General features: G+C 35.0%; 21 protein-coding genes, 1 rRNA gene and 1 pseudogene. 14 read left to right on the forward strand and 9 right to left on the reverse strand.

Features of this window, described 5'->3' with window-relative positions:
- The first annotated feature begins 1 nt into the window (after window position 1).
- The 10 genes and pseudogenes from rrf (at window position 2) to cobB (ending at window position 7164) form a co-directional block, all read left to right on the forward strand.
- Window positions 2-117, forward strand: a 5S ribosomal RNA gene (rrf, locus tag ACYIAL_RS03530).
- Window positions 118-261: 144 nt separating this feature from the next.
- Complete coding sequence (locus ACYIAL_RS03535) at window positions 262-825, forward strand: pseudouridine synthase (RefSeq protein WP_483750998.1); 564 nt, start codon at window positions 262-264, stop codon at window positions 823-825.
- Between the two features lie 143 nt (window positions 826-968).
- Window positions 969-1892, forward strand: a pseudogene (ftsY, locus tag ACYIAL_RS03540) (signal recognition particle-docking protein FtsY); the annotation flags it as partial.
- Between the two features lie 9 nt (window positions 1893-1901).
- Entirely contained in the window at window positions 1902-2561 is a 660-nt protein-coding gene (gene ftsE, locus ACYIAL_RS03545; protein WP_174796851.1) for a cell division ATP-binding protein FtsE, read from the forward strand.
- Complete coding sequence (gene ftsX / locus ACYIAL_RS03550) at window positions 2561-3529, forward strand: permease-like cell division protein FtsX (protein ID WP_483750999.1); 969 nt, start codon at window positions 2561-2563, stop codon at window positions 3527-3529. Before ftsE ends, ftsX begins: the two co-directional genes overlap by 1 nt.
- Before the next feature lie 202 nt (window positions 3530-3731).
- Window positions 3732-4592: an RNA polymerase sigma factor RpoH gene (gene rpoH / locus ACYIAL_RS03555; protein ID WP_174796849.1), complete on the forward strand. Its 861-nt coding sequence runs from the start codon at window positions 3732-3734 to the stop codon at window positions 4590-4592.
- Window positions 4593-4761: 169 nt separating this feature from the next.
- Window positions 4762-5340, forward strand: coding sequence for a DUF2975 domain-containing protein (locus tag ACYIAL_RS03560; protein ID WP_483751000.1), 579 nt, complete (start codon window positions 4762-4764; stop codon window positions 5338-5340).
- 12 nt (window positions 5341-5352) lie between these two features.
- Window positions 5353-5562 carry a helix-turn-helix domain-containing protein gene (locus ACYIAL_RS03565; protein ID WP_065638399.1) on the forward strand — a complete coding sequence of 70 codons (210 nt, stop codon included), beginning with the start codon at window positions 5353-5355 and terminating at the stop codon, window positions 5560-5562.
- 4 nt (window positions 5563-5566) lie between these two features.
- Window positions 5567-6379, forward strand: a complete 813-nt coding sequence (locus tag ACYIAL_RS03570) for a hypothetical protein (RefSeq protein WP_483748126.1) — start codon at window positions 5567-5569, stop codon at window positions 6377-6379.
- 101 nt (window positions 6380-6480) lie between these two features.
- Complete coding sequence (gene cobB, locus ACYIAL_RS03575) at window positions 6481-7164, forward strand: Sir2 family NAD+-dependent deacetylase (protein ID WP_483751001.1); 684 nt, start codon at window positions 6481-6483, stop codon at window positions 7162-7164.
- Window positions 7165-7174: 10 nt separating this feature from the next.
- Here cobB and mtgA read toward each other — a convergent pair whose 3' ends face one another.
- Window positions 7175-7879 carry a monofunctional biosynthetic peptidoglycan transglycosylase gene (gene mtgA / locus ACYIAL_RS03580; protein WP_483751002.1) on the reverse strand — a complete coding sequence of 235 codons (705 nt, stop codon included), beginning with the start codon at window positions 7877-7879 and terminating at the stop codon, window positions 7175-7177.
- A 51-nt stretch (window positions 7880-7930) separates the two neighbouring features.
- The gene (mobB, locus tag ACYIAL_RS03585) at window positions 7931-8425 is read right to left on the reverse strand and encodes a molybdopterin-guanine dinucleotide biosynthesis protein B (protein WP_483751003.1); all 495 of its coding nucleotides are present in this window, start codon (window positions 8423-8425) and stop codon (window positions 7931-7933) included.
- Window positions 8426-8509: 84 nt separating this feature from the next.
- Between mobB and ACYIAL_RS03590 the strand changes: the two genes are divergently transcribed.
- Complete coding sequence (locus ACYIAL_RS03590) at window positions 8510-9538, forward strand: threonine aldolase family protein (protein ID WP_483751004.1); 1029 nt, start codon at window positions 8510-8512, stop codon at window positions 9536-9538.
- A 121-nt stretch (window positions 9539-9659) separates the two neighbouring features.
- Here ACYIAL_RS03590 and mobA read toward each other — a convergent pair whose 3' ends face one another.
- On the reverse strand, window positions 9660-10244 hold the full coding sequence (gene mobA, locus ACYIAL_RS03595; protein WP_483748121.1) for a molybdenum cofactor guanylyltransferase MobA: 585 nt from the start codon (window positions 10242-10244) through the stop codon (window positions 9660-9662).
- A 302-nt stretch (window positions 10245-10546) separates the two neighbouring features.
- Here mobA and ACYIAL_RS03600 point away from each other — a divergent pair, with 302 nt between their 5' ends.
- Complete coding sequence (locus ACYIAL_RS03600) at window positions 10547-10816, forward strand: YihD family protein (protein ID WP_065638393.1); 270 nt, start codon at window positions 10547-10549, stop codon at window positions 10814-10816.
- Window positions 10817-10830: 14 nt separating this feature from the next.
- Entirely contained in the window at window positions 10831-11556 is a 726-nt protein-coding gene (locus ACYIAL_RS03605) for a DsbA family protein (protein WP_483751005.1), read from the forward strand.
- 99 nt (window positions 11557-11655) lie between these two features.
- Here ACYIAL_RS03605 and ACYIAL_RS03610 read toward each other — a convergent pair whose 3' ends face one another.
- Together ACYIAL_RS03610 and ACYIAL_RS03615 are read right to left on the reverse strand one after the other, a co-directional pair.
- Entirely contained in the window at window positions 11656-13623 is a 1968-nt protein-coding gene (locus ACYIAL_RS03610) for a MacB family efflux pump subunit (RefSeq protein WP_174796842.1), read from the reverse strand.
- Between the two features lies 1 nt (window position 13624).
- Window positions 13625-14815, reverse strand: a complete 1191-nt coding sequence (locus ACYIAL_RS03615) for an efflux RND transporter periplasmic adaptor subunit (RefSeq protein ID WP_483748119.1) — start codon at window positions 14813-14815, stop codon at window positions 13625-13627.
- A 270-nt stretch (window positions 14816-15085) separates the two neighbouring features.
- Between ACYIAL_RS03615 and ACYIAL_RS03620 the strand changes: the two genes are divergently transcribed.
- A complete protein-coding gene (locus tag ACYIAL_RS03620) occupies window positions 15086-15340 on the forward strand; it encodes a YfhL family 4Fe-4S dicluster ferredoxin (RefSeq protein ID WP_174796857.1) in 255 nt (84 codons plus the stop codon).
- Window position 15341: 1 nt separating this feature from the next.
- Here ACYIAL_RS03620 and ispH read toward each other — a convergent pair whose 3' ends face one another.
- The 4 genes from ispH to ribF form a co-directional block, all read right to left on the reverse strand.
- Window positions 15342-16289: a 4-hydroxy-3-methylbut-2-enyl diphosphate reductase gene (gene ispH / locus ACYIAL_RS03625; protein ID WP_174796840.1), complete on the reverse strand. Its 948-nt coding sequence runs from the start codon at window positions 16287-16289 to the stop codon at window positions 15342-15344.
- Window position 16290: 1 nt separating this feature from the next.
- Window positions 16291-16761 (reverse strand): signal peptidase II, encoded by a 471-nt coding sequence (gene lspA, locus ACYIAL_RS03630; RefSeq protein WP_174796839.1) that lies wholly within the window; start codon window positions 16759-16761, stop codon window positions 16291-16293.
- 110 nt (window positions 16762-16871) lie between these two features.
- Entirely contained in the window at window positions 16872-19679 is a 2808-nt protein-coding gene (ileS, locus tag ACYIAL_RS03635; RefSeq protein ID WP_483751006.1) for an isoleucine--tRNA ligase, read from the reverse strand.
- 36 nt (window positions 19680-19715) lie between these two features.
- The gene (ribF, locus tag ACYIAL_RS03640) at window positions 19716-20654 is read right to left on the reverse strand and encodes a bifunctional riboflavin kinase/FAD synthetase (RefSeq protein WP_483751007.1); all 939 of its coding nucleotides are present in this window, start codon (window positions 20652-20654) and stop codon (window positions 19716-19718) included.
- Between the last annotated feature and the right edge of the window lie 272 nt (window positions 20655-20926).

Consider the following 20926-nt stretch of genomic DNA (forward strand, 5'->3'; position numbering starts at 1 on the left):
GTCTGGCGGTAATAGCGCGGTGGTCCCACCTGACCCCATGCCGAACTCAGAAGTGAAACGCCGTAGTGCCGATGGTAGTGTGGGTATTACCCATGTGAGAGTAGGGGGCCGCCAGACTTTTAAATTTGAGAGAGAGCCCAGCAGTGATGCTGGGCTTTTTTGCTTTTAATTATCTTATCGTGAGTAAATTATCATTTATCTATTTATAATAGTCTTAATCAAAATTAGTTATTGAAGATTATCAGTTAATAAGAGAACAAAATGAGTTCATTAATAGCCTTTAATAAACCGTTTAATGTTACGACTCAATTTTCACCACATGAAAAATATCAGACGTTAAAAGACTTTATAAGCTTATCTAAGTTCTACCCTGCTGGGCGGTTAGATACCGATAGTGAGGGGTTATTATTGTTAACCAGTGACGGTAAATTACAAGCCAAAATCAGTTCACCAAAGTTTAAATTGCCAAAAACTTATTGGGTACAAGTTGAAGGTATTATTAATCAACAGGCTATAGATAGGCTAAGAAATGGTGTGCAATTAAAAGAATTTTATACAAAGCCAGCCATTGTAACCTTTCTTGATGAGCCATTGCAATTGTGGAAAAGAGTTCCTCCTATTAGAGAGCGCAAAACAATACCAACTTCATGGATAAGTATGACAATTTCAGAAGGAAAAAATCGACAAGTCAGAAGAATGTGTGCGGCTGTCGGTTTTCCTTGTTTACGTCTAGTGCGTGTTCAGATTGGAAGGTATAATCTATTTACTCACCAGTTACCATTAAGTGAATGGCGATTCATCGCTATTCGAGATCTTTATTTATAATCAGTGATATTTACTGATTGTGGATCGCGAAATATTTCTTTTATAATCTTTTTAAAAGATCGAATGCATTGGGCTTTATTCTAAAATAAGATACAATGATCTTTAAATGATCATGGGATAAATTATTTATGGTTGAACAAAAAAAAGAAGGGTTTTTCTCCCGTTTAAAAAAAGGTCTTTTTAAAACTAAACAGAATATTGGATCTGGTTTTTTAAGTCTATTTAGAGGAAAAAAGATCGACGATGCTTTATTTGAAGAACTAGAAGAGCAGTTACTTATTGCTGACGTTGGTTTTGATACAACACAAAAGATTATAGATAGCTTAACAAAGCAGGCCTCAAGAAAAGAGCTAAAAGATGCAGATGCTTTACATGTACTTTTAAAACAAGAAATGAAATCTATTTTAGATGGGGTAGATAAACCACTTGATATTAATACTCATAACCCATTTGTTATCTTAATGGTTGGTGTTAATGGTGTAGGTAAAACAACGACAATTGGCAAATTAGCCCGTCAATTTCAGCAACAAGGTAAATCAGTTATGCTGGCTGCTGGCGATACATTTCGTGCTGCCGCTGTTGAACAATTGCAAGTTTGGGGGGAACGTAATCATATCCCTGTTATTGCACAGCATACCAATGCAGATTCAGCATCAGTTATCTTTGATGCAATACAAGCAGCGAAAGCAAAAAAAATAGATATATTAATAGCTGATACAGCAGGTCGTTTACAAAATAAATCTCATTTAATGGATGAGTTGAAAAAAATAGTACGAGTGATTAAGAAGCAAGATGAAACAGCTCCTCATGAAATCATGTTAACCATCGATGCAGGTACCGGTCAAAATGCGATTAGCCAAACAAAACTATTTAATGAAGCGGTTGGCGTAACAGGAATGACATTGACTAAATTAGATGGTACGGCAAAAGGTGGGATTATTTTTAGCATTGCAGATCAGTTTAATATCCCAATTCGTTATATAGGCGTTGGTGAAAAAATTGAAGATTTAAGGCCTTTTGTTGCCAATGATTTTATAAATGCCTTATTTGATGAAGCAGATGAATAGAGAAAGGTCATGATCGAATTTCTGCGTGTAAGTAAAGTTTATTCTGGTGGTAAACCAGCATTACAGAATATAAACTTTACTTTATCATCTGGAGAAATGGCATTTTTAACTGGCCATTCTGGTGCAGGCAAAAGTACTTTAATGCGATTAATCTGTGGTTTAGAGAAAGCCAATGATGGTCAAGTGTTACTAAATGGTATTAATGTTTCAAACCTAAAAAGACACGATATGCCATTTTTACGTCGCACTATTGGTATGGTATTTCAAGATCATCAGCTATTAATGGATCACACTGTCTATGATAATGTTGCTATTCCATTAATTATTTTGGGTAAACCGGTAGAAGAAATACGCAGGCGGGTTTCAGCATCATTGGATAAAGTCGGATTGATAAATAAGATGAAATTTTATCCTATACAGTTATCAGGTGGGGAACAGCAACGAGTGGGGATAGCTCGTGCGATTGTTAATCGCCCTAGTGTCTTGCTTGCTGATGAACCGACCGGTAATTTAGACGATAAGCTTTCCAAAGATATCTTAAAGCTTTTTGAAGAGTTTAATCGGTCAGGTGTAACTGTTTTGATGGCAACGCACAATATGGGACTTATTCGTCGTAAGCATCATAGAATACTGCATTTAAATCAAGGGCGTTTAGAGATAAAAAATTGATGCGTAATACCACTATCAAATCTACTAAATCGAAAGAAACGAAAAATACTTTTTTGTCTCGTTGGAAAAGGCAAATAAGTTATGCTTGGCGCAATGCCTTTAATGATTTTACTCAACATCTTTTTGCATCATTACTGACTATTTTTGTTATTGCGATTTCTATTACGCTACCAACCATTAGTTATTTACTTTGGAAAAATGCCAATCAGGCTGCACATCAATGGTATCCAACGCCTAATTTAACTGTTTATATCAATAAAGAATTAACTCCGGAGCAAACTACAGAATTGCTGACCAAACTCAAATCTTATCCTGAGGTTGATAGCGTTGATTATCTTTCTCGAGATGAAACAAAAGAGGAATTTAGAACATGGTCTGGATTTAGTAACGCATTGGATTTATTAGATGAAAATCCACTACCAGCAGTAGCCATTGTTATACCTAAAGAAGAAGCAAAAAAAACAGTTGTATTGCATCGATTACAAGTTGAATTACTTAATATTGATGGCATAGATGATATAAAGTTAGATGATAGCTGGTTTACTCGATTAACTGCACTAACTAATATGGTTAGATCTGTTTTTTGGATTATTTCAATCTTTATGATTATTGCTGTGTCACTTGTAATCGGTAATAGTATTCGCTTAAATATTTTTGCTAGAAAACAAACAATAATTGTTATGCAATTAATTGGTGCAACAGAAGGTTTTATTTTACGTCCTTTTTTATATAGTGGAATTTTTATTGGCTTTGTTAGTTCTGTTGTTTCGTTGGTGTTATCGGAAATATTTATCTTTCAAATAGAATCAATTATATTGAATGTTTCTGATGCTTTTGGGACAATTATTCATATTGAAGGCTTATTGTGGGATGAAAGCTTATTAATTATATTTATTACTATCATTATTGGATGGCTTTCATCGCTTGTTGCGACTAAAAAATATTTAGAAATAACACAAATAACCTAGCTATTTCGACATAACTAATTAGAATGTGTATTAGTTTTAGTAAATGTAGATCCTCGCAACATGTTTTATTAATTTTAAATAAAAAATATGAACTAATTTATAGCTTGAAGGTCTAACTGATAAGTGAACATCAGTTTAATGTTTTTAATTGTTACATCTTATTTATGTGACAAAAACTAGTTAATTTAAGAGGGGGAGTTAAATGGGTACTGATATAAAAATGCAAGTAAGTGCTTTAATTCCACAAGGTAATATTGAATCATATATTCGTATGATTAATACCTATCCGATGCTAACAGCAGAAGAAGAAAAATCATTAGGTGAAAAACTTTATTATCATGACGATGTTGATGCTGCAAGACAATTGATATTATCTCATTTGCGTTTTGTTGCGCATATTGCTCGTGGGTATTCTGGTTATGGTTTACCGCAAGCAGATTTAATTCAAGAAGGTAATATTGGTTTAATGAAAGCTGTGCGCCGTTTTAATCCAGAAATGGGGGTGCGTTTGGTCTCATTTGCTGTGCATTGGATAAAAGCCGAAATTCATGAATATGTATTAAAAAATTGGCGTATTGTTAAAGTGGCCACGACTAAGGCACAAAGAAAGTTATTTTTTAATCTAAGAAAAACCAAACAACGTTTAGGTTGGTTTAATAATGCTGAAGTTGATATGGTGGCTAATGAGTTAGGTGTAAGCCGTAAAGATGTACTTGAAATGGAATCACGCATGTCAGCACAAGATATGTCATTTGATATAGATAGTGATGACGATGATAATTCAATTGTTGCGCCAGCACTTTACTTAGAAGATAGCAATTCTGATTTTTCAAAATCAATTGAAAATGACAATTGGGAAAATGATGCAACAGATAAGTTACACGATGCATTATTAAAATTGGACGAACGTAGCCAAGATATTATCAAAGCTCGTTGGTTAGACTCAGATGATAGCAAATCTACATTACAAGTTTTAGCTGATAAATATAGTGTTTCAGCTGAACGAATTCGCCAACTCGAAAAAAATGCAATGAAAAAATTACGAGTTGCTATTGAAGCCTAATTTTTTCGTTAATGTTAACTTCCTAAGCCTTACTGATAAAAAAGTAAGGTTTTTTTGTACTTAAATCCAATAAAACAATAAAAAATTATCGTTTTATTTTAATTTTTTATTGTTTCAAATTTTATTTATGTTATATTGTGTACAGTTTTATAAAAGAAAGGATATAAAGATGAACACAGATATGACTAAAACACATTCTCGATTGAATCAATATTGTCGCTTTATGGCATTATTAACATTAATTCCTATTCTAATTATGTTAATTAGCTCAATATTCCCATTCTTGTATTATTTTTTTGATATGCAAAATATTGGGCTTGAATTTGGAGGGTTTTCTTTTATCCAAAGTGGGATTGATAATGTTGATCCTAAATTGTTATCTGGATGGCAAGCGACTATCGCAACCTTAATCGATACTTCATTAATACTTATTTTAGCTTATGCGTTTTATCAACTTAGATTATTGTTTATTAATTACAGTCAATCAGAGTATTTTTCGGTAAAATCAGCTAACCATTGTTACGTATTTGGCAAATTGCTTGTTTTATGGGTGGTTATAAGTTTTTTATCTGAACCTTTATTGACAATGCTCTTAACTTATAATCAAGACGCATCAGCACGATACTTTTCTATTTCTTTTTCTAGTGATGATATTATAACGCTATTTTCTGCCATGAGTATTATGCTTATAGGTCAAATATTGAAAAAAGCTTGCCAACTAGCTGAAGAAAATAAACAATTTATTTAAAAGGAGCCATATGTGCCAATTATAATAAATTTAGACGTAATGCTAGCAAAACGTAAAATCAAATCCAAAGACTTAGCGGCGGCGATAGGTATTACAGAACAAAATTTATCATTACTTAAGCAAGGTAAAGTAAAAGGATTTAGACTTGCAACACTCGAGGCAATCTGCAAACATCTAGATTGCCAACCAGGTGATATATTAGAATATACAGATAAAGAGTAGATTAATGAAGGCAATAAAATCACAGTTATGGCTTGCAACTACTATTTATTTTATACTCTCCCTTCCCTGCTTTGCTTATCCAAAAGTGATTCATGTTTTGGTGGCACTTTGTGATAACAAATATCAAAAGATTGCACCTGTTCCTAAAGCTATAGGTAATGGTCAAGATCCAAAAAATAATCTTTATTGGGGCGCAGCCTACGGTTTTAAGACCTATTTTGCAAAGCAAAAAGAATGGCAGGTTATTCAAATTAATAAACCAAGCAAAGGTAAAATATTAGAAGAAATAATTTATAAACATCAACATCAAGATGTCTATATCGTAGCGCAAGCATATGATGGCAAATATATAGATGATACTGTTGATGATTTTCTAACCTATTCGGCAGGTAAAAAAAATCAATTGTATTTGCTTGGTGATAAAAAGATTATTGCTGGAGGAAAGGCTGACTTAGTTATTTATATTGGTCATGATTCATTAATGGAGTGGTCATGGCGTAAATATTTACCTGATAGTTGGCGCTGGGATACATTATCAAAAGAACAACAAGAAAAACAAAAATCACGTTATGCGGCGGTATTTGCTTGCAAAAGCCAACAATATTTTACACCACCACTATCTCGTTTAGGCATCACGCCTTTGATTTTGACTATGCATCGAATGGCACCAGAAGCGTATAGTGTTTATGCGATGATTGATAGTTGGTTGAAAGGTGAATCTAAAGAAGCTATCCGACTGAAAGTGGCAACTGCTTACAGCCAATATCAAAGACTAAATAAACCAGCATTACAGATGTTTACTACTGAATACAAGTAATAATTTTATTCACTTTTTTTAAAAAAAGTAATTACTATGGTTGATGTTATAACTTATAACAAAATAATTTAATAGCAAAGGAAAAGGTGTATATATCCATTATGAAGATACCTAAAATTGTCATTTTAACAGGCGCTGGTATTTCAGCTGAGTCGGGGCTATCAACATTCCGTGCGCAAGATGGGGTGTGGGAAGGCTATAATGTTGATGATGTTGCCACTTATGAAGGGTATATTCGAGATCCTATAGCGGTTCATCAATTTTATAATATGTTGCGCCATAAATTACAAGATGCCAATGTTAAACCAAATGCAGCACATCTTGCTTTAGCTGAGTTAGAAAGAAAGTTAGGCTCAGAAAATGTATTAATTGTGACACAAAATGTGGATAATTTACATGAACAAGCTGGATCTAAAAATATTATTCACATGCATGGGGAATTATTAAAAGTCCGTCATGAAAAAACAGGGCAAATTATTGAGTGCGATAAAGATGTGGATTATAAACAAAATCCATTCATTCGCCCGCATATTGTTTGGTTTGGAGAGATCCCACTACAGATGGATGAAATCTATGATGCACTTTCGCAAGCTGATTATTTTATTGCAATTGGTACATCAGGTAATGTTTATCCCGCTGCCGGTTTTGTGCAAGAGGCCAATTTATCTGGTGCTGAAACGATTGAACTTAATCTAGAACCTAGTCTTAAGCAAAGTTTATTCCAAACAAAAATTTATGGTCCAGCAAGTAAAATTGTGCCTGAATTTATCCAAAAATTTATTTAGGAATAGGTGGCTATTTTAGTTTTTTGAGATAATTATTATTGCCTAAATTACGCATTTGGGCATGAATCCATTTTGCTCTTTTTTGGACTCTCTCGCTTGGTGTTATTGGGCTCCAACGTCTTGGATTAGGTAATACTGCTGCAAGTAAGCTTGCTTGCTGTGATATTAACTGGCTGGCACTGACATTAAAATAGTGCTGAGATGCGGCTTCAATGCCAAAAATACCTTCTCCCCATTCTGCACAATTTAAATAGAGTTCCAGTATACGTTCTTTTGACCAAAATAACTCTATCCATAATGTAAACCAAGACTCAATTCCTTTACGAATCCAACTGCGAGATGGCCATAAAAAGATATTTTTAGCCACTTGCTGAGTGATTGTGCTAGCGCCTTTAATCTTTTTGCTATTTTGATTATGGTCTAGCGCTAGGCGAATGGCTTTAAAATCAAATCCCCAATGGGCAGGAAAATTCTGATCTTCTGACGCTATTACTGCAATTTTTATATTATCTGAAATTTTATCTAGATCTTTCCAGATTTGTTGTTGTTGGGTGTTCCAATGCATTATCTTGCGCTCTATCATTAACATAGAACCGAATGGAGGATTTACCCAGCGCATAACTAAGGTGGAGAAGATAGATAGCAACATGAGTCCAATTATTCCTTTTTTGGTAATGATTAAAATGCGTTTTAATTTTTTTAATACAGGAATCATGTAAATTTTATAGGCTATAAAGTAAAAAATTGGTAAATAAGATACGCTATATTATTGTTTAAATAAATAACTTTTTATAAATTCAACAAGTTGAACTGGTTGATTGATATCAAATACTGGTAAAGAAGTAGTTAACGGCTTATCACTCGCAACCGCTATTGTAAACTCGTCAATATAGAGTGCTTTTTTATCTGATTTGCGGTGGCAAATAATTTTAGGGATTTTTTCGTGTTTAAATCCTTCTATCAGTATTATATCAATATCGTTAAATTGATTAATGAGTGTAATTAAATCGGTTGGCTTATTTGGTGTTTCATGAAAAACTGCATATCGCTTATCAGAAGCAACAATTGTTTGTAACGATCCAGCCTTACGTAATTGATAACTATCTTTACCTGGAATATCGACTTCAATATCGTGATGAGCGTGTTTTACTGAGCCGACTTTAAAATTTTGTTCAACAAGTAATGGAATGATCTTTTTCAGCAATGTTGTTTTACCGCTGCCACTATAGCCACTAATGCCGATAATTTTTTGTTTGTTCATAGAACCCATCTTTTAAAAGTGTTATATTCATGTGTAATTAATATTACATCATTTTATACAAAGCTAAACGATAAAGGTAATCATATGTATGATTTTTTGAATGATTATAATCAGACTATTCATCCTACATTGCTCAAAAGTGTTATTGATATTACTGATAAGAAGTTCAGTGGGTATGGTTTAGATCAATATTGTAACCAGGCAAGAGAAAACATAAAAATACAGTTACAGTCGCCTAATGCTGATATTCATTTTATGCCGGGGGGGACGATTACTAATTTAGTGGTCATTTCACATATCTTAAGACCTTATCAGGCGGTGATTGCGGCTGATACTGGGCACGTCAATGTGCATGAAACTGGGGCTATCGAGGCAACTGGGCATAAAGTGTTAACAGTACGAACAGAAGATGGAAAGCTAACGCCAGAACTGATTAAGCCCGTTTTAGCTGATCATTGTGATGAACATATGGTGCAACCAAAGCTTGTATATATATCAAACACCACAGAACTTGGCACTATATATACCAAGCAGGAGATCAAAAAATTATATCAATTTTGTCAAAAAAATGACCTTTATCTTTATTTAGATGGAGCGCGTTTAGCTATGGCTTTAGCGGCGAAGGATAATGATATATCTTTTCCTGACTTAGCAAAATACACAGATGTATTTTATATCGGTGGTACTAAAGTTGGTGCTTTGGCTGGTGAAGCGGTGGTATTTAATAACCTTTCTATTAATCAAGATTTTCGTTTCAGTATGAAGCAAAAAGGTGCAATATTCGCGAAAAGTTGGATTGTGGCAGCACAAATGAATGCGCTAATGCAAAATAACCTTTATTTTGAGTTAGGCAAGCATAGTAATCAGATGGCTGATAAATTAAAAACGATATTTGAGAAAGCAGGATTAACCTTTGTAGCCAAACCTCAGAGCAATCAATTATTTGTTAATTTTCCTAATCTATTGGCTGAAAAAATTCTCGCTCATTACGCTGTTGATAACCTAGGCCAAACTGACTCTCACCATATTGGCTTGCGTTTTTGTACTTCATGGTCTACTCAAAATGATGAGATAGAATCGTTTGCTGAGCAATTTAAAACATGGTTAGCCTAACATGTTGATAAGTATTAAACGTTGACAGGAATGAGTGATCGTTGATCACTGTTCCAGTGAAATTATCTATTGATAAGTTATTTTTATATCGGTTATACATTTATCTTATTTATATTTTGGGCTATTTTGTCAGCTGGTTTGCTTGTTTTAGTTCTTCAGGCGTATTGATATTAATAAAACAAGACGCCTGATCATTAAAGTCGACCGATTTTGTAGCGATTTGTTCTAAAAATAACATTAATTTACGATTACCCTGTTCTAAATAACTTCTAAGTTGTTGAATAACGCTCTTGTGAATAAGTAGAATGGTTGGGTGATGATATTTACCATCAATAGGATAAATTGCTTTATGGGTTAAGGTATGCACAGCTAAACGTGCGATTAAATCATTCGGTAAAAAGGGAGTATCACAACTAACAAATAAATTCCAATCAGTTGTACTATATAATAACCCACTGTAAATACCTGATAATGGACCAAAGTACCCCGTTAAAACATCGCTAAACACTGGATATCCAGCTGATTGATATTGGTTAACATTATTATTACAATTAATCATGATTGAATCAGTTTGATGTTTTATGCGGTCAATGACATGCTGATACAGCGGTTTTTGATTTAATAACAATAAACCTTTATCATCACCATTCATGCGTGTGCTTTTTCCCCCTGCTAAAATGATTGCAGTAATAGACAGTTTTTCCATAAATTATTTCTCTTTTACATTGCGAAAAAACAAAATAACATTACTATATAGCAAAGTTATTTTAAATTGCAGCATACACATTTTAAACAGATTGACTCAACTATTATTGAAACTGAGTATATACCAGTCTCTTTTTAAGGTGTAGTTTAATCAATTAAATATTATTATGGTGTCGATTTTTAGGTTGGCAATAATGGGTATGCGAGTTATTGCCTTATGTTTTGGAATAATTTATTTAGATATATGTAAATAAGATTTTATATCATCTTCAATTAATTTGAGGATTAAAAAAGGTATTAATTATGAAATGTCACCGTATTGATGAGGTAATGGAATTATTACAACCTGCATGGGAAAGTGATTCTGATCTTAACTTATTACAATTTTTGGCTAAATTAGGTCAAGAGGCTGGTTTTGAAGGTGAATTAAAAGACTTAAGTGACGAAGTATTAATTTATCATTTAAAAATGCGAGGTTCAGATAAAAATGAGGCTATTCCTGGCCTAAAAAAAGATTATGAAGAAGATTTTAAGTCCGCATTGTTAAAAGCTCGTGGGATTATAAAAGAATAAGGAGAATTGTTAAGATGAAAAAAACACTTATTGCAATTAGTATTTTGCTTTCTTCTGTAAACTGTTTTGCAAATGAAAGTCCAACTATTAGTAAAACTAACACACCACAAACAGCGGCTGCGAATGTACTTGATCCGATTGAATTAGGCAAACAATATGCTGCACTGCCAACTAATCCATCACCCGATAAAGAAGTTATTGAGTTCTTTTCGTTTAATTGCCCAAGCTGTTTTAGATTTGAAATTCAAAATAATGGATCACAAACTATTGGTAAAGCTTTACCAGAAGGATTTAAGTTTAAACGCTACCATTTAGAGGATTTTGGACCATTAGCTAAAGAGCTTGCGCAAGCATGGGCTGTGGCTAATGTACTTGGTATTCAAGATAAAGCATCAGATGCACTTTATAATGCAGTGCAAAAAGATAAAACAATAAAAACTGCTGATGATATTAAAATGGTTTTTGAAAAATTAGGTATCAGTGGTGAAGTATATGATAAAACTAAAGACGGTTTTTTAGTTAAAGCGTTTATGGCACAACAAACTGATGCGATTAAAGAGATGAAACCAGAGTCTATACCTACTGTTATTGTCAATCGTAAGTTTTATATCATATCAAATCAGCTTAATATCACCAGTGATGAGGATTATATTAATGATTATGCTAGAGTCACTGCATTTGTTGCTGGGTTAGATCCTAATGCAAAAATAAAAGAAAAATCTCATTCTGATAAAAAATAAATGATTATTGAGTTTAACGAAGCAACTTGCATAAATTAATTTTTAAATCCCTTTGCAGCATTATTTTGTGCAAAGGGATTTTTTATTATAGTAAGATGATTATTCTCGCTCTAAAGCATAAATAGGATCGAGTTTTGCTGCTCGTTTTGCTGGAAAGTAACCAAAGATAATACCAATTATGCTTGAGCAGCTAAATGCCGCAACAATGGCGATAATGGAAAAACTCATAGCAAATGATGTAACAAAAGCGTTAAAGATAAATCCAATAGCAAACGAAAGTAAAATACCTATTGTGCCACCCGTTAAACAAACTAATACGGCTTCAATTAAAAATTGTTGTAATATGTCGCTTGAACGAGCACCAACGGCCATACGTACGCCAATTTCTCGCGTTCTTTCTGTGACCGATACTAGCATAATATTCATCACGCCAATGCCACCAACAATAAGTGAAATGAGTGCAATAGCCGAAACCAAGAGTGTCATTACCCAAGCTGATGAGTTAATGGTTTCTCGTATATTATCTGAGTTAAAGATAAAAAAATCTTTTGTGCCATGTCGTTTTAACATAATTTGATTGATCGCTTGTTCTGCAATTGATAAATCGACATTATCTTTAACGCGTACCGTGATGCTTTTTAACGAAGTTTGACCCATCATACGATTAATCACAGTGGTATAAGGTAACCAAATATTCAAGCTTTCATTACTACCAAATCCTTGTTGTTGTTTAGTTGCAACGCCAATGATTCTTACGGGTAGCTGGCCGGCCATTAAAATTTTTCCAATAGGGTTTTGATCTGCAAATAGTCGCTTAACGGTATTTTCATCAATTACCGCATCTTGTGCTGAAGTAATAATACTTGTTTCATCAAACGATTTTCCTTGAGAAATAGTATAACCGCGAACTGCAAAGAATTGCTCTCCAACACCATTTACGGTTCCTGTTACAGCTAAGTTGTTAATTCGAAAATAAACACCCGTTGATAGGTTTGGCGTGGTGCTGTGAACAAAACTTTGTTGAGCTAAAAAATCGGCATCAGATGAGCGTAGTGTCGTGATTTTATCTGCATTGCGATCACCAAAGCCTGAACCTGCATAGATTTCAAGTGTGCTTGTTCCCAACGAATTAATATTAGATAAAATTTTCTGTTTTGTGCCTTGTCCTAATGCAACGACTGATACTACAGAAGCAATACCAATAATGATACCTAACATTGTTAAGACAGTACGTAATCGCTGTGAAAGCATCGACAACATAGCCATCTTAAAAGCATCACGAAAACGATAATATTTTGCCAAGAAGTTATCTTGGGTTTTAGTCGCTTCGATTTGCTTAATTTCACGATTATCACCTTGTTCAGATTGGTATTTGGGATTAATTGAATCAGAAATAATATTACCGTCACTAATTTCAATTATTCGCTGGGCATTTTGGGCAATATTTGCATCGTGTGTGACAATAATAACTGTGTGGCCTTGTTGGTGTAACTCTTGCAATATTGCCATCACTTCTAAGCCACTTTTGCGATCGAGGGCTCCGGTTGGTTCATCAGCTAAAATGATTTGTCCACCATTAATTAAAGCTCGGCCAATACTGACACGTTGTTGTTGTCCTCCTGATAACTGACTAGGTTTATTATGTATTTTATCGGCAAGTCCTAAACGTGTTAAAATTTCGTCCGCTCTTTTTTGCCGTTGTTCACTGGTCACGCCAGCATAAATGGCTGGAATTTCAACATTTCCTTGTGCTGTTAGTGCATTTAACAAATGATAACGTTGAAAAATAAAACCAAAATGCTCACGACGTAATTGGGCGAGCTCATCAAGTGACAATTTACTTGTTGCCCGTCCGCCAATGGAGTAAGTGCCAGTGGTTGGTTTATCTAGGCAGCCTAATATATTCATCAAAGTGGATTTACCAGACCCAGATGCTCCAATAATCGCCACCATTTCACCAGCATTAATTGTCAGATTTATGCCTTTAAGAACTTGTATGGTTGAATCACCTGCTGGAAATTCACGAACAATATTTTCAAGCTTGATAAGAGATATATTATTTGCCATATTAGAATCGAATCCTTGGGGATCTTGTATTATTACCTATTGACGCTCCATTAGTACTACTTACTACAACAATATCGCCCTCTTTAATACCCGATTTTATCTCAACATTGACATTATTATCGATACCTAAAATAACTTCGTGTTCTTCAATTTCTTTACTTTTATTTAATAAATAAACAATGGCTTTATTGTTGCCTAATTTTTTTTGGATTGCTTGAGAAGGAATGGTTAATACATCTTTTGCTTCAGACAAGACAATATAAACTTGTGCTGTCATTGAAATTCTTAAAATATGATCAGGATTATCCACATCAAATAATCCATTGTAATAAATCGCGCTTTTTGTTGATGAGGATGAGCCTGACAAGGTTGTCTCGGTATTAATTGAATCTGGTGCCGGCTCTATCGCACGTAGTGTTAAACCCTCAAAACGTCTATTCGGTTGTCCTAAAATGGTAAAATAAACTGGCATTCCTTTTTTAACATTGACCACATCGGCTTCAGAAATTTGCGCTTCAATAGTCATTTTATCCAGCTGAGCTACTTTAACAATGGTTGGTGCACTTTGGACGGAATTAACGGTTTGTCCTTCATCGACAGGAATGGCGACAATCACACCATCAATTGGCGAGCGAATTTTAGTATATCCTAAGTTAACTTTCGCTGTATCAACTGCAACTTGCGCCTTAACAATATCGGCATTAAGCGCAGCAATATCGGCTTTGATAGCATCAAGTTCGGCTTTTGCTGCATCCAAATCTGATTGAACACCCACCCCTTTACTGACCAGTTTGTGCTGACGATTATAAGTTAACTGATAGTTAATTAGTCTTGCTTGTTTGGCTTCTCGTTGTGCTTCTAAACTATTAAGTGAAGCTTCTGATTGTTTTAAATCATTGCTTTGTTTAAGATCGTCAATTTCGGCGATCATATCGCCTTGTTTAACTTCATCACCCAACTCAACGTAGAGTTTTTTAATTTGACCAGAAACTTGCGCGCCAACACTAACCTGCTTAAAAGCACTAATTGTGCCATCAGCAAGAACCGTTTTTTCAATCTGACCTTTGGTCACAGGCGAGGTAATATAATTAACGGTAGGTTGTGAATGAGATGTGATTAAATATGCAATATAAATAATTGCTAAGAAGATAATAGCTATAACTATATATTTAATTTTAATAAACTTTAACAATCCTTTTCATCCTTTAATTTAGTTATTATTTTATTTACATTTTATCGTAATAAACAAAAATGAAATTGATAACTATTCTTAATAAATTGTAATAATTATGAAAATTATCTTATACAAATTTTCCATTTTATATTAAAACGCATAGTTTTCTGAAAGTTTTTTACAGTAATTGCACATCTCAATAAGTGATAATATGATCTTTATTCGGATTTATTGGCAATTGCGCTATAATGGCGCAAATTTTTGGCAGTATCTAAAGATAGAAGAGTAATGGCGTTAAAAATAACCAATAAATGTATTAATTGTGACATGTGTGAGCCTGAGTGCCCAAACGAGGCTATCTCTATGGGCTTTGATACTTATGAAATCGATCCTAATAAATGTACCGAATGTGTGGGTTATTACGATCACTCAACTTGCCAGCGGGTTTGCCCTATTCAAAATGCAATTATTGCCGACCCTGAACATGTTGAAACTCAAGAAGCGTTATTAGCAAAATTTCAGGGACTGAAAGCTTCTTCTTAAATTAGATTGGCTTATTATCAATCCGAAGCTCTTTGGGAATTTCAAAGGTGATATTTTCTAAAATGCCATCTGTTTCAATGAGTGATGTACAACCGAGGCTTTTTAAATGATCAATCACTTGCTGTACTAAAATATCAGGAGCAGAAGCGCCGGCTGTCACGCCGATTGTCTGTGCATTTATCAACCATTCTTTGCGGATGTCAGAAGCAAAATCAATTAAATAAGCCTGTTTACTGTTTCGTCTTGCCAGTTCGGCTAGGCGATTGGAATTAGACGAATTTTTAGAACCAACGACAAAGACGATATCGGCACGTGATGATAGCTGTTTAACGGCTTGCTGGCGATTGGTTGTCGCATAGCAAATATCATTTTTGCGAGGGCTGCGAATATTAGGGAAACGTTTTTTTAAAGCAGTAATGATTTCGGCTGTATCATCAACCGATAACGTTGTTTGAGTGGTAAAGCAAAGGTTATTTTCGTTTTTTACCTGTAGCTTTTGTACATCATCAATCGATTCGATTAAATAGATGCCACCTTCGGGATTGCTATATTGTCCCATTGTACCATCTACTTCGATGTGACCTGCATGACCAATTAAAATGACTTCTTCGCCACGATAGCTTGATCGAGCAACTTCCATATGTACTTTGGTTACAAGTGGACAAGTCGCATCAAAAACGCGGAGTTTACGTTGTTTGGCTTCCTCGCGGATCGCTTTAGACACACCATGTGCTGAAAATATAAGAATGGTGTTGTCGGGTACTTCGCTAATATCTTCAATAAAAATCGCCCCTAACTCTTTTAGACGATTAACAACATAGCGATTATGTACAACCTCGTGGCGCACATAAACTGGTGCGCCAAATAATTCAAGTGCACGTTCAACGATGGTGATAGCACGATCAACACCAGCACAAAAACCGCGAGGATTAGCTAAAATAATTTGCATACTATACAGTCTTCTTCGGTTTTTTATAATTACAGATGATAAATAATCCAATACCTATGCAGATTGCACAGTCTGCGATATTAAAGGTTGGATAGTGCCAATCACCAAAATTGACATCAAGAAAGTCGACAACAAAACCATGATAAAGGCGATCAAATAAATTACCTAATGCACCACCTAAAATTAGTGATAATGAAAAATTTTCTAATTTTTGCTGACGAGTATTGCGGTATAACATATGCAAAATCACGGCACTGATAATCAAGGCGATAGCGGCAAGCATCGTACGTTGACCTTCAAGAATGCTAAAGGCAGCGCCAATATTGCGTACATAAGTAATTGAGAAGAAGGGTAATAGGTTCACTGATTCAAATAGCGAGAAGTTATTTAAAATCCAAAATTTACTTGCGATATCAATGATAAAAACAATGATTGCAAATAATAACCAGTAAAGTCCGTTATCTTTTTTCATATAAGTCTGTGCTCATTATTATGTTTCCGCCGACAATTGTCGGCGGAAAGGGTACTAGATAGCTATAAAGAGAGGCTATAGCTTATTTTAATGTGCTAAATGGCTTATCGCTATGCAAAATGTCGCACTTCGCCTTGGCCGTGAATGTTTTCTGCACAACGTTTACATAAGTGTGTTGTTGGCTCATTATCGACGGTATAGTGCCAACAACGAGGGCATTTATCACCTTGCGCCTTAGCGAGTTCAATTTTCAGTCCTTGAATATCGCTTTGCACAGCATTGGCTGGCGCTGCTTGTAATGGTTTTACGCTCGCTTGTGATGTAAGTAAGACAAAGCGTAATTCATTCTCTAATTTAGCTAATGTTGCGACAATATCTTCATCAGCATAGAGCGTAACAGCAGCTTCAAGAGCGCCACCAATCACTTTATCATTACGACCTTGTTCAAGCACTTTATTCACTTCGCTACGAATCGCTAAAATCTGCGCCCAATATTCGCTATTTAATGCTTCGTTATCTGACAAAGTAAATAGCGAGCTATACCACTCATCTTCAAAAACAAATTCTTGTTTGTTTGTCATTGGTAGATATTGCCAAATTTCGTCTGCGGTAAAGGATAAAATTGGCGCGATCCAACGAACCATCGCTTGTGCAATATGATATAAAGCCGTTTGGCAACTGTGGCGAGCAATACTATCGCTTTTAGCTGTGTACTGGCGATCTTTGATGATATCTAAATAGAATGATCCCATTTCGATTGAGCAAAATTGCATAATACGTTGCACCACTTTGTGGAAATCATAATTTTCATAAGCCTGAATGATCTGCTCTTGTGCTTCTTTTGCCATACTCACTGCCCAGCGATCAAGTACAACCATATCTTCTGGTTTAACCATATCTTTCACTGGATCGAAACCATTCAAGTTAGCGAGCAAAAAGCGAGCGGTATTACGGATTCGGCGATAACTGTCAGCAGCGCGTTTAATAATTTCATCTGAATAACTCATTTCGCCTGAATAATCGGTCGATGCAATCCATAAACGTAAAATATCGGCCCCAAGTTTGTTCATAACTTCTTGTGGTGTGACAATATTACCAAGCGATTTAGACATCTTGCGGCCTTGCCCATCAACCACAAAACCGTGAGTTAATACTTGCTTATAAGGTGCTTGGTTATTGATAGCCGTTGATAACATTAATGAAGACATAAACCAACCACGATGCTGATCAGAACCTTCTAGATAAAGATCGGCTTCATGCCCTTCAAACTCAGGGCGTGAGGCTACGACCGAATAGAATGTCGATCCTGAATCAAACCAAACATCTAATGTATCGGGCACTTTTCGATAATCTTCTGCATCAGGACCAAGCAGGTCTTTAATATCGGCATCCCACCAAGCTTGAATACCATTTTGTTCAACTAACTTAGCGACTTTTTCAACTAATGCCAACGTATCAGGATGAAGTTCTTCAGTCTCTTTGTGAACAAATAATGTCATTGGCACGCCCCACGTGCGTTGACGAGAAATGCACCAGTCTGGTCGATTGGCAACCATGGTTTCAATACGTGCTTGTCCCCAATCTGGGATCCAGCGAACTTGCTTGATCTCTTTTAATGAATTTACTCGTAAACCTTGTTTATCCATGCTGATAAACCATTGCGGTGTTGCGCGATAAATGACAGGAGTTTTATGACGCCAACAACAAGGATAGCTATGTACGATGTTTTCAAAGTGTAGTAACGCGTTATGCTCTTTTAATATTTCAACGACAACTTTATTGGCTTTGAATACAAATAAACCATCTAATCCGGCACCTGTACCCGGTAGGTAACAACCATTCCCTCCAACAGGATTTGCTACTTCAAGACCATATTTTTGACCGACCATAAAGTCTTCTGTACCATGACCAGGTGCGGTATGTACTGCACCTGTACCGGCATCAATAGTAACATGCTCGCCAAGTACCACAGGTTCATCAAAATCAAGGAATGGGTGTTTAAAACGTAATAATTCAAGTGCCTTACCTTGACAGCTACCTAACACTTTCCATTCACTGATATTGGCTCGTTTCATCACAGTTTCAACTAAATCAGTGGCTAAGATTAGGCACTCTTTATCATTGATTTGAACAAGTTGATATTCAAAATCTGCATTTAAAGCAATCCCTCGGCTAGCTGGTAATGTCCAAGGTGTGGTTGTCCAGATAACAGCATAAATGGTTAAATCGGTATTGATACCAAATTTATTCGCGACGGCTTGATTATCAACCGCTTTAAATTTTACATCGATTGCTGGTGATGATTTATCATAATATTCAACCTCGGCTTCCGCTAAAGAAGACATACAATCAGTACACCAATAAACCGGTTTTGCGCCTTTAACTAAATGACCATTTTCAATCACTTTACCTAAAGCACGAATGATGTTGGCTTCTGTATCATAATTCATGGTGCGATAAGGGTTTTGCCAATCACCAAGTACGCCCATACGAATAAAATCGGCTTTTTGTAGTTCAACTTGTGAGGCCGCATAATCACGGCAAATTTGGCGAAATTCAGCCGGAGATACTTTAACCCCTGGTTTACCAACTTGCTCTTCGACCTTTTGTTCAATTGGTAAGCCATGACAATCCCATCCTGGAATATACGGGGAATCATAACCGCTTAAGCCTTTTGATTTGATAATGATATCTTTGATAATTTTATTAACTGCATGACCAATATGAAGTTTACCATTTGCATAAGGAGGACCATCATGCAAAATAAAGGTTTTTTTTCCTTTTTTTTCTTGGCGGATTTTGCGATAAAGTTCCTTATCGTACCAATTTTGTAACATTGCAGGTTCGCGTTTAGCAAGATCGCCTCGCATTGGGAATCCTGTTTCAGGTAAATTCAATGTGTTTTTATAGTCTGTCATGCTGATTTATTCCAGTTAAATTTGTTGATACTACTTTTAATTGGTTAATTGTGCACTGATCTTTTTCGCAGTGCAAATATCTTGTGTAATTTGTTGTTTTAAATCTGTTAATGAATCAAATTTTTTCTCATCACGTAATTTTTGGACAAAAGTTATGTCTAAATATTGTCCATAAATATCCTCTGAAAAGTCAAATATATTCACTTCTAAAATAGCCTTTTTTCCATTAATGGTTGGTCTTAAACCAATATTGGCGATACCATGGTAATGCTGGTTGTTACAGATATTTTTGACTTTAACAAAATAGACACCTTGTAGCGCAGGCTTTTTTCGGTGTAAGTGGATATTGGCTGTTGGGGATCCTAATTGTCTAGCCAAAGCATTGCCATGGACTACGCGACCTTGTATTGTATAATCACGCCCTAGCAGACAATGAGCCAATTCAAAATCACTATTTAAAAGTGCTTGGCGAACAGCAGTACTACTAATACGAAAATTATTCCAAACCAATGTTGGCATGCTTTCTACTATAAAATCGTTGTTGTGGGCATATTGTTGTAGAAGATTGATATCCCCTTTACGGTCAAATCCAAATCGAAAATCATCACCGATGGTAATATATTTAGCTTGTAGCTTATTAATCAACCAATCTTGAATAAAATGATTTGCTGACATATGGGCAAATTTTTTTGTAAATGGAATAACAACAGTATAGTCAACACCTAACTTTTCAATAAAAATGATTTTTTCTTGGAATGAAGTTAACCGTGACGGTGCCTTATCTTGTGCAAAAAACTCTAGTGGTTGAGGCTCAAATAACATCACAACCGCAGGCAGTTTTCTTTTTTTTCCTTGTTTAATAATATGGTTAATTAATTGCTGGTGCCCTAAATGAACGCCATCAAAATTTCCCAAGGTTAAAACACATTGAGAGAATTGATTTTTTAAATTAGTTATACCACGGATAATCTTCATGAAAACAATGCTATTTATATTAAGTAACTAAGAATTATACCAATCTTTCTTGAAGATGCACGCAATATAAAGCTAGGTTTTACTGTTTTGCATCAAGCCTTTTACTCTATTTTACACAAAAGGCTTGCTGCTAAGTTATGCCTTAAACCGTTACTCGTCAAAAATAACGATTTATAAGATATAGCAAAAATACCGAGTTGTTGACACTTCATGATTAAAATAATCCGCTAAAAATGTATAAAGTGTTTTCTCCGAGATCACTTAAGCTTTTA

This window comes from Gilliamella sp. X-57, assembly GCF_057063565.1.

Coding starts and splice junctions, on each gene's coding strand:
- ftsX (WP_483750999.1), top strand. CDS start 2,561: ATGCGTAATACCACTATCAAATCTACTAAATCGAAAGAAACGAAAAAT.
- ACYIAL_RS03560 (WP_483751000.1), top strand. CDS start 4,762: ATGAACACAGATATGACTAAAACACATTCTCGATTGAATCAATATTGT.
- ftsE (WP_174796851.1), top strand. CDS start 1,902: ATGATCGAATTTCTGCGTGTAAGTAAAGTTTATTCTGGTGGTAAACCA.
- ACYIAL_RS03570 (WP_483748126.1), top strand. CDS start 5,567: ATGAAGGCAATAAAATCACAGTTATGGCTTGCAACTACTATTTATTTT.
- ileS (WP_483751006.1), bottom strand. CDS start 19,679: ATGACAGACTATAAAAACACATTGAATTTACCTGAAACAGGATTCCCA.
- lspA (WP_174796839.1), bottom strand. CDS start 16,761: ATGAAAAAAGATAACGGACTTTACTGGTTATTATTTGCAATCATTGTT.
- mobB (WP_483751003.1), bottom strand. CDS start 8,425: ATGAACAAACAAAAAATTATCGGCATTAGTGGCTATAGTGGCAGCGGT.
- ACYIAL_RS03535 (WP_483750998.1), top strand. CDS start 262: ATGAGTTCATTAATAGCCTTTAATAAACCGTTTAATGTTACGACTCAA.
- ACYIAL_RS03605 (WP_483751005.1), top strand. CDS start 10,831: ATGAAAAAAACACTTATTGCAATTAGTATTTTGCTTTCTTCTGTAAAC.
- ACYIAL_RS03620 (WP_174796857.1), top strand. CDS start 15,086: ATGGCGTTAAAAATAACCAATAAATGTATTAATTGTGACATGTGTGAG.
- mobA (WP_483748121.1), bottom strand. CDS start 10,244: ATGGAAAAACTGTCTATTACTGCAATCATTTTAGCAGGGGGAAAAAGC.
- rpoH (WP_174796849.1), top strand. CDS start 3,732: ATGGGTACTGATATAAAAATGCAAGTAAGTGCTTTAATTCCACAAGGT.
- ACYIAL_RS03590 (WP_483751004.1), top strand. CDS start 8,510: ATGTATGATTTTTTGAATGATTATAATCAGACTATTCATCCTACATTG.
- cobB (WP_483751001.1), top strand. CDS start 6,481: ATGAAGATACCTAAAATTGTCATTTTAACAGGCGCTGGTATTTCAGCT.
- mtgA (WP_483751002.1), bottom strand. CDS start 7,879: ATGATTCCTGTATTAAAAAAATTAAAACGCATTTTAATCATTACCAAA.
- ACYIAL_RS03600 (WP_065638393.1), top strand. CDS start 10,547: ATGAAATGTCACCGTATTGATGAGGTAATGGAATTATTACAACCTGCA.
- ispH (WP_174796840.1), bottom strand. CDS start 16,289: ATGCAAATTATTTTAGCTAATCCTCGCGGTTTTTGTGCTGGTGTTGAT.
- ribF (WP_483751007.1), bottom strand. CDS start 20,654: ATGAAGATTATCCGTGGTATAACTAATTTAAAAAATCAATTCTCTCAA.
- ACYIAL_RS03610 (WP_174796842.1), bottom strand. CDS start 13,623: ATGGCAAATAATATATCTCTTATCAAGCTTGAAAATATTGTTCGTGAA.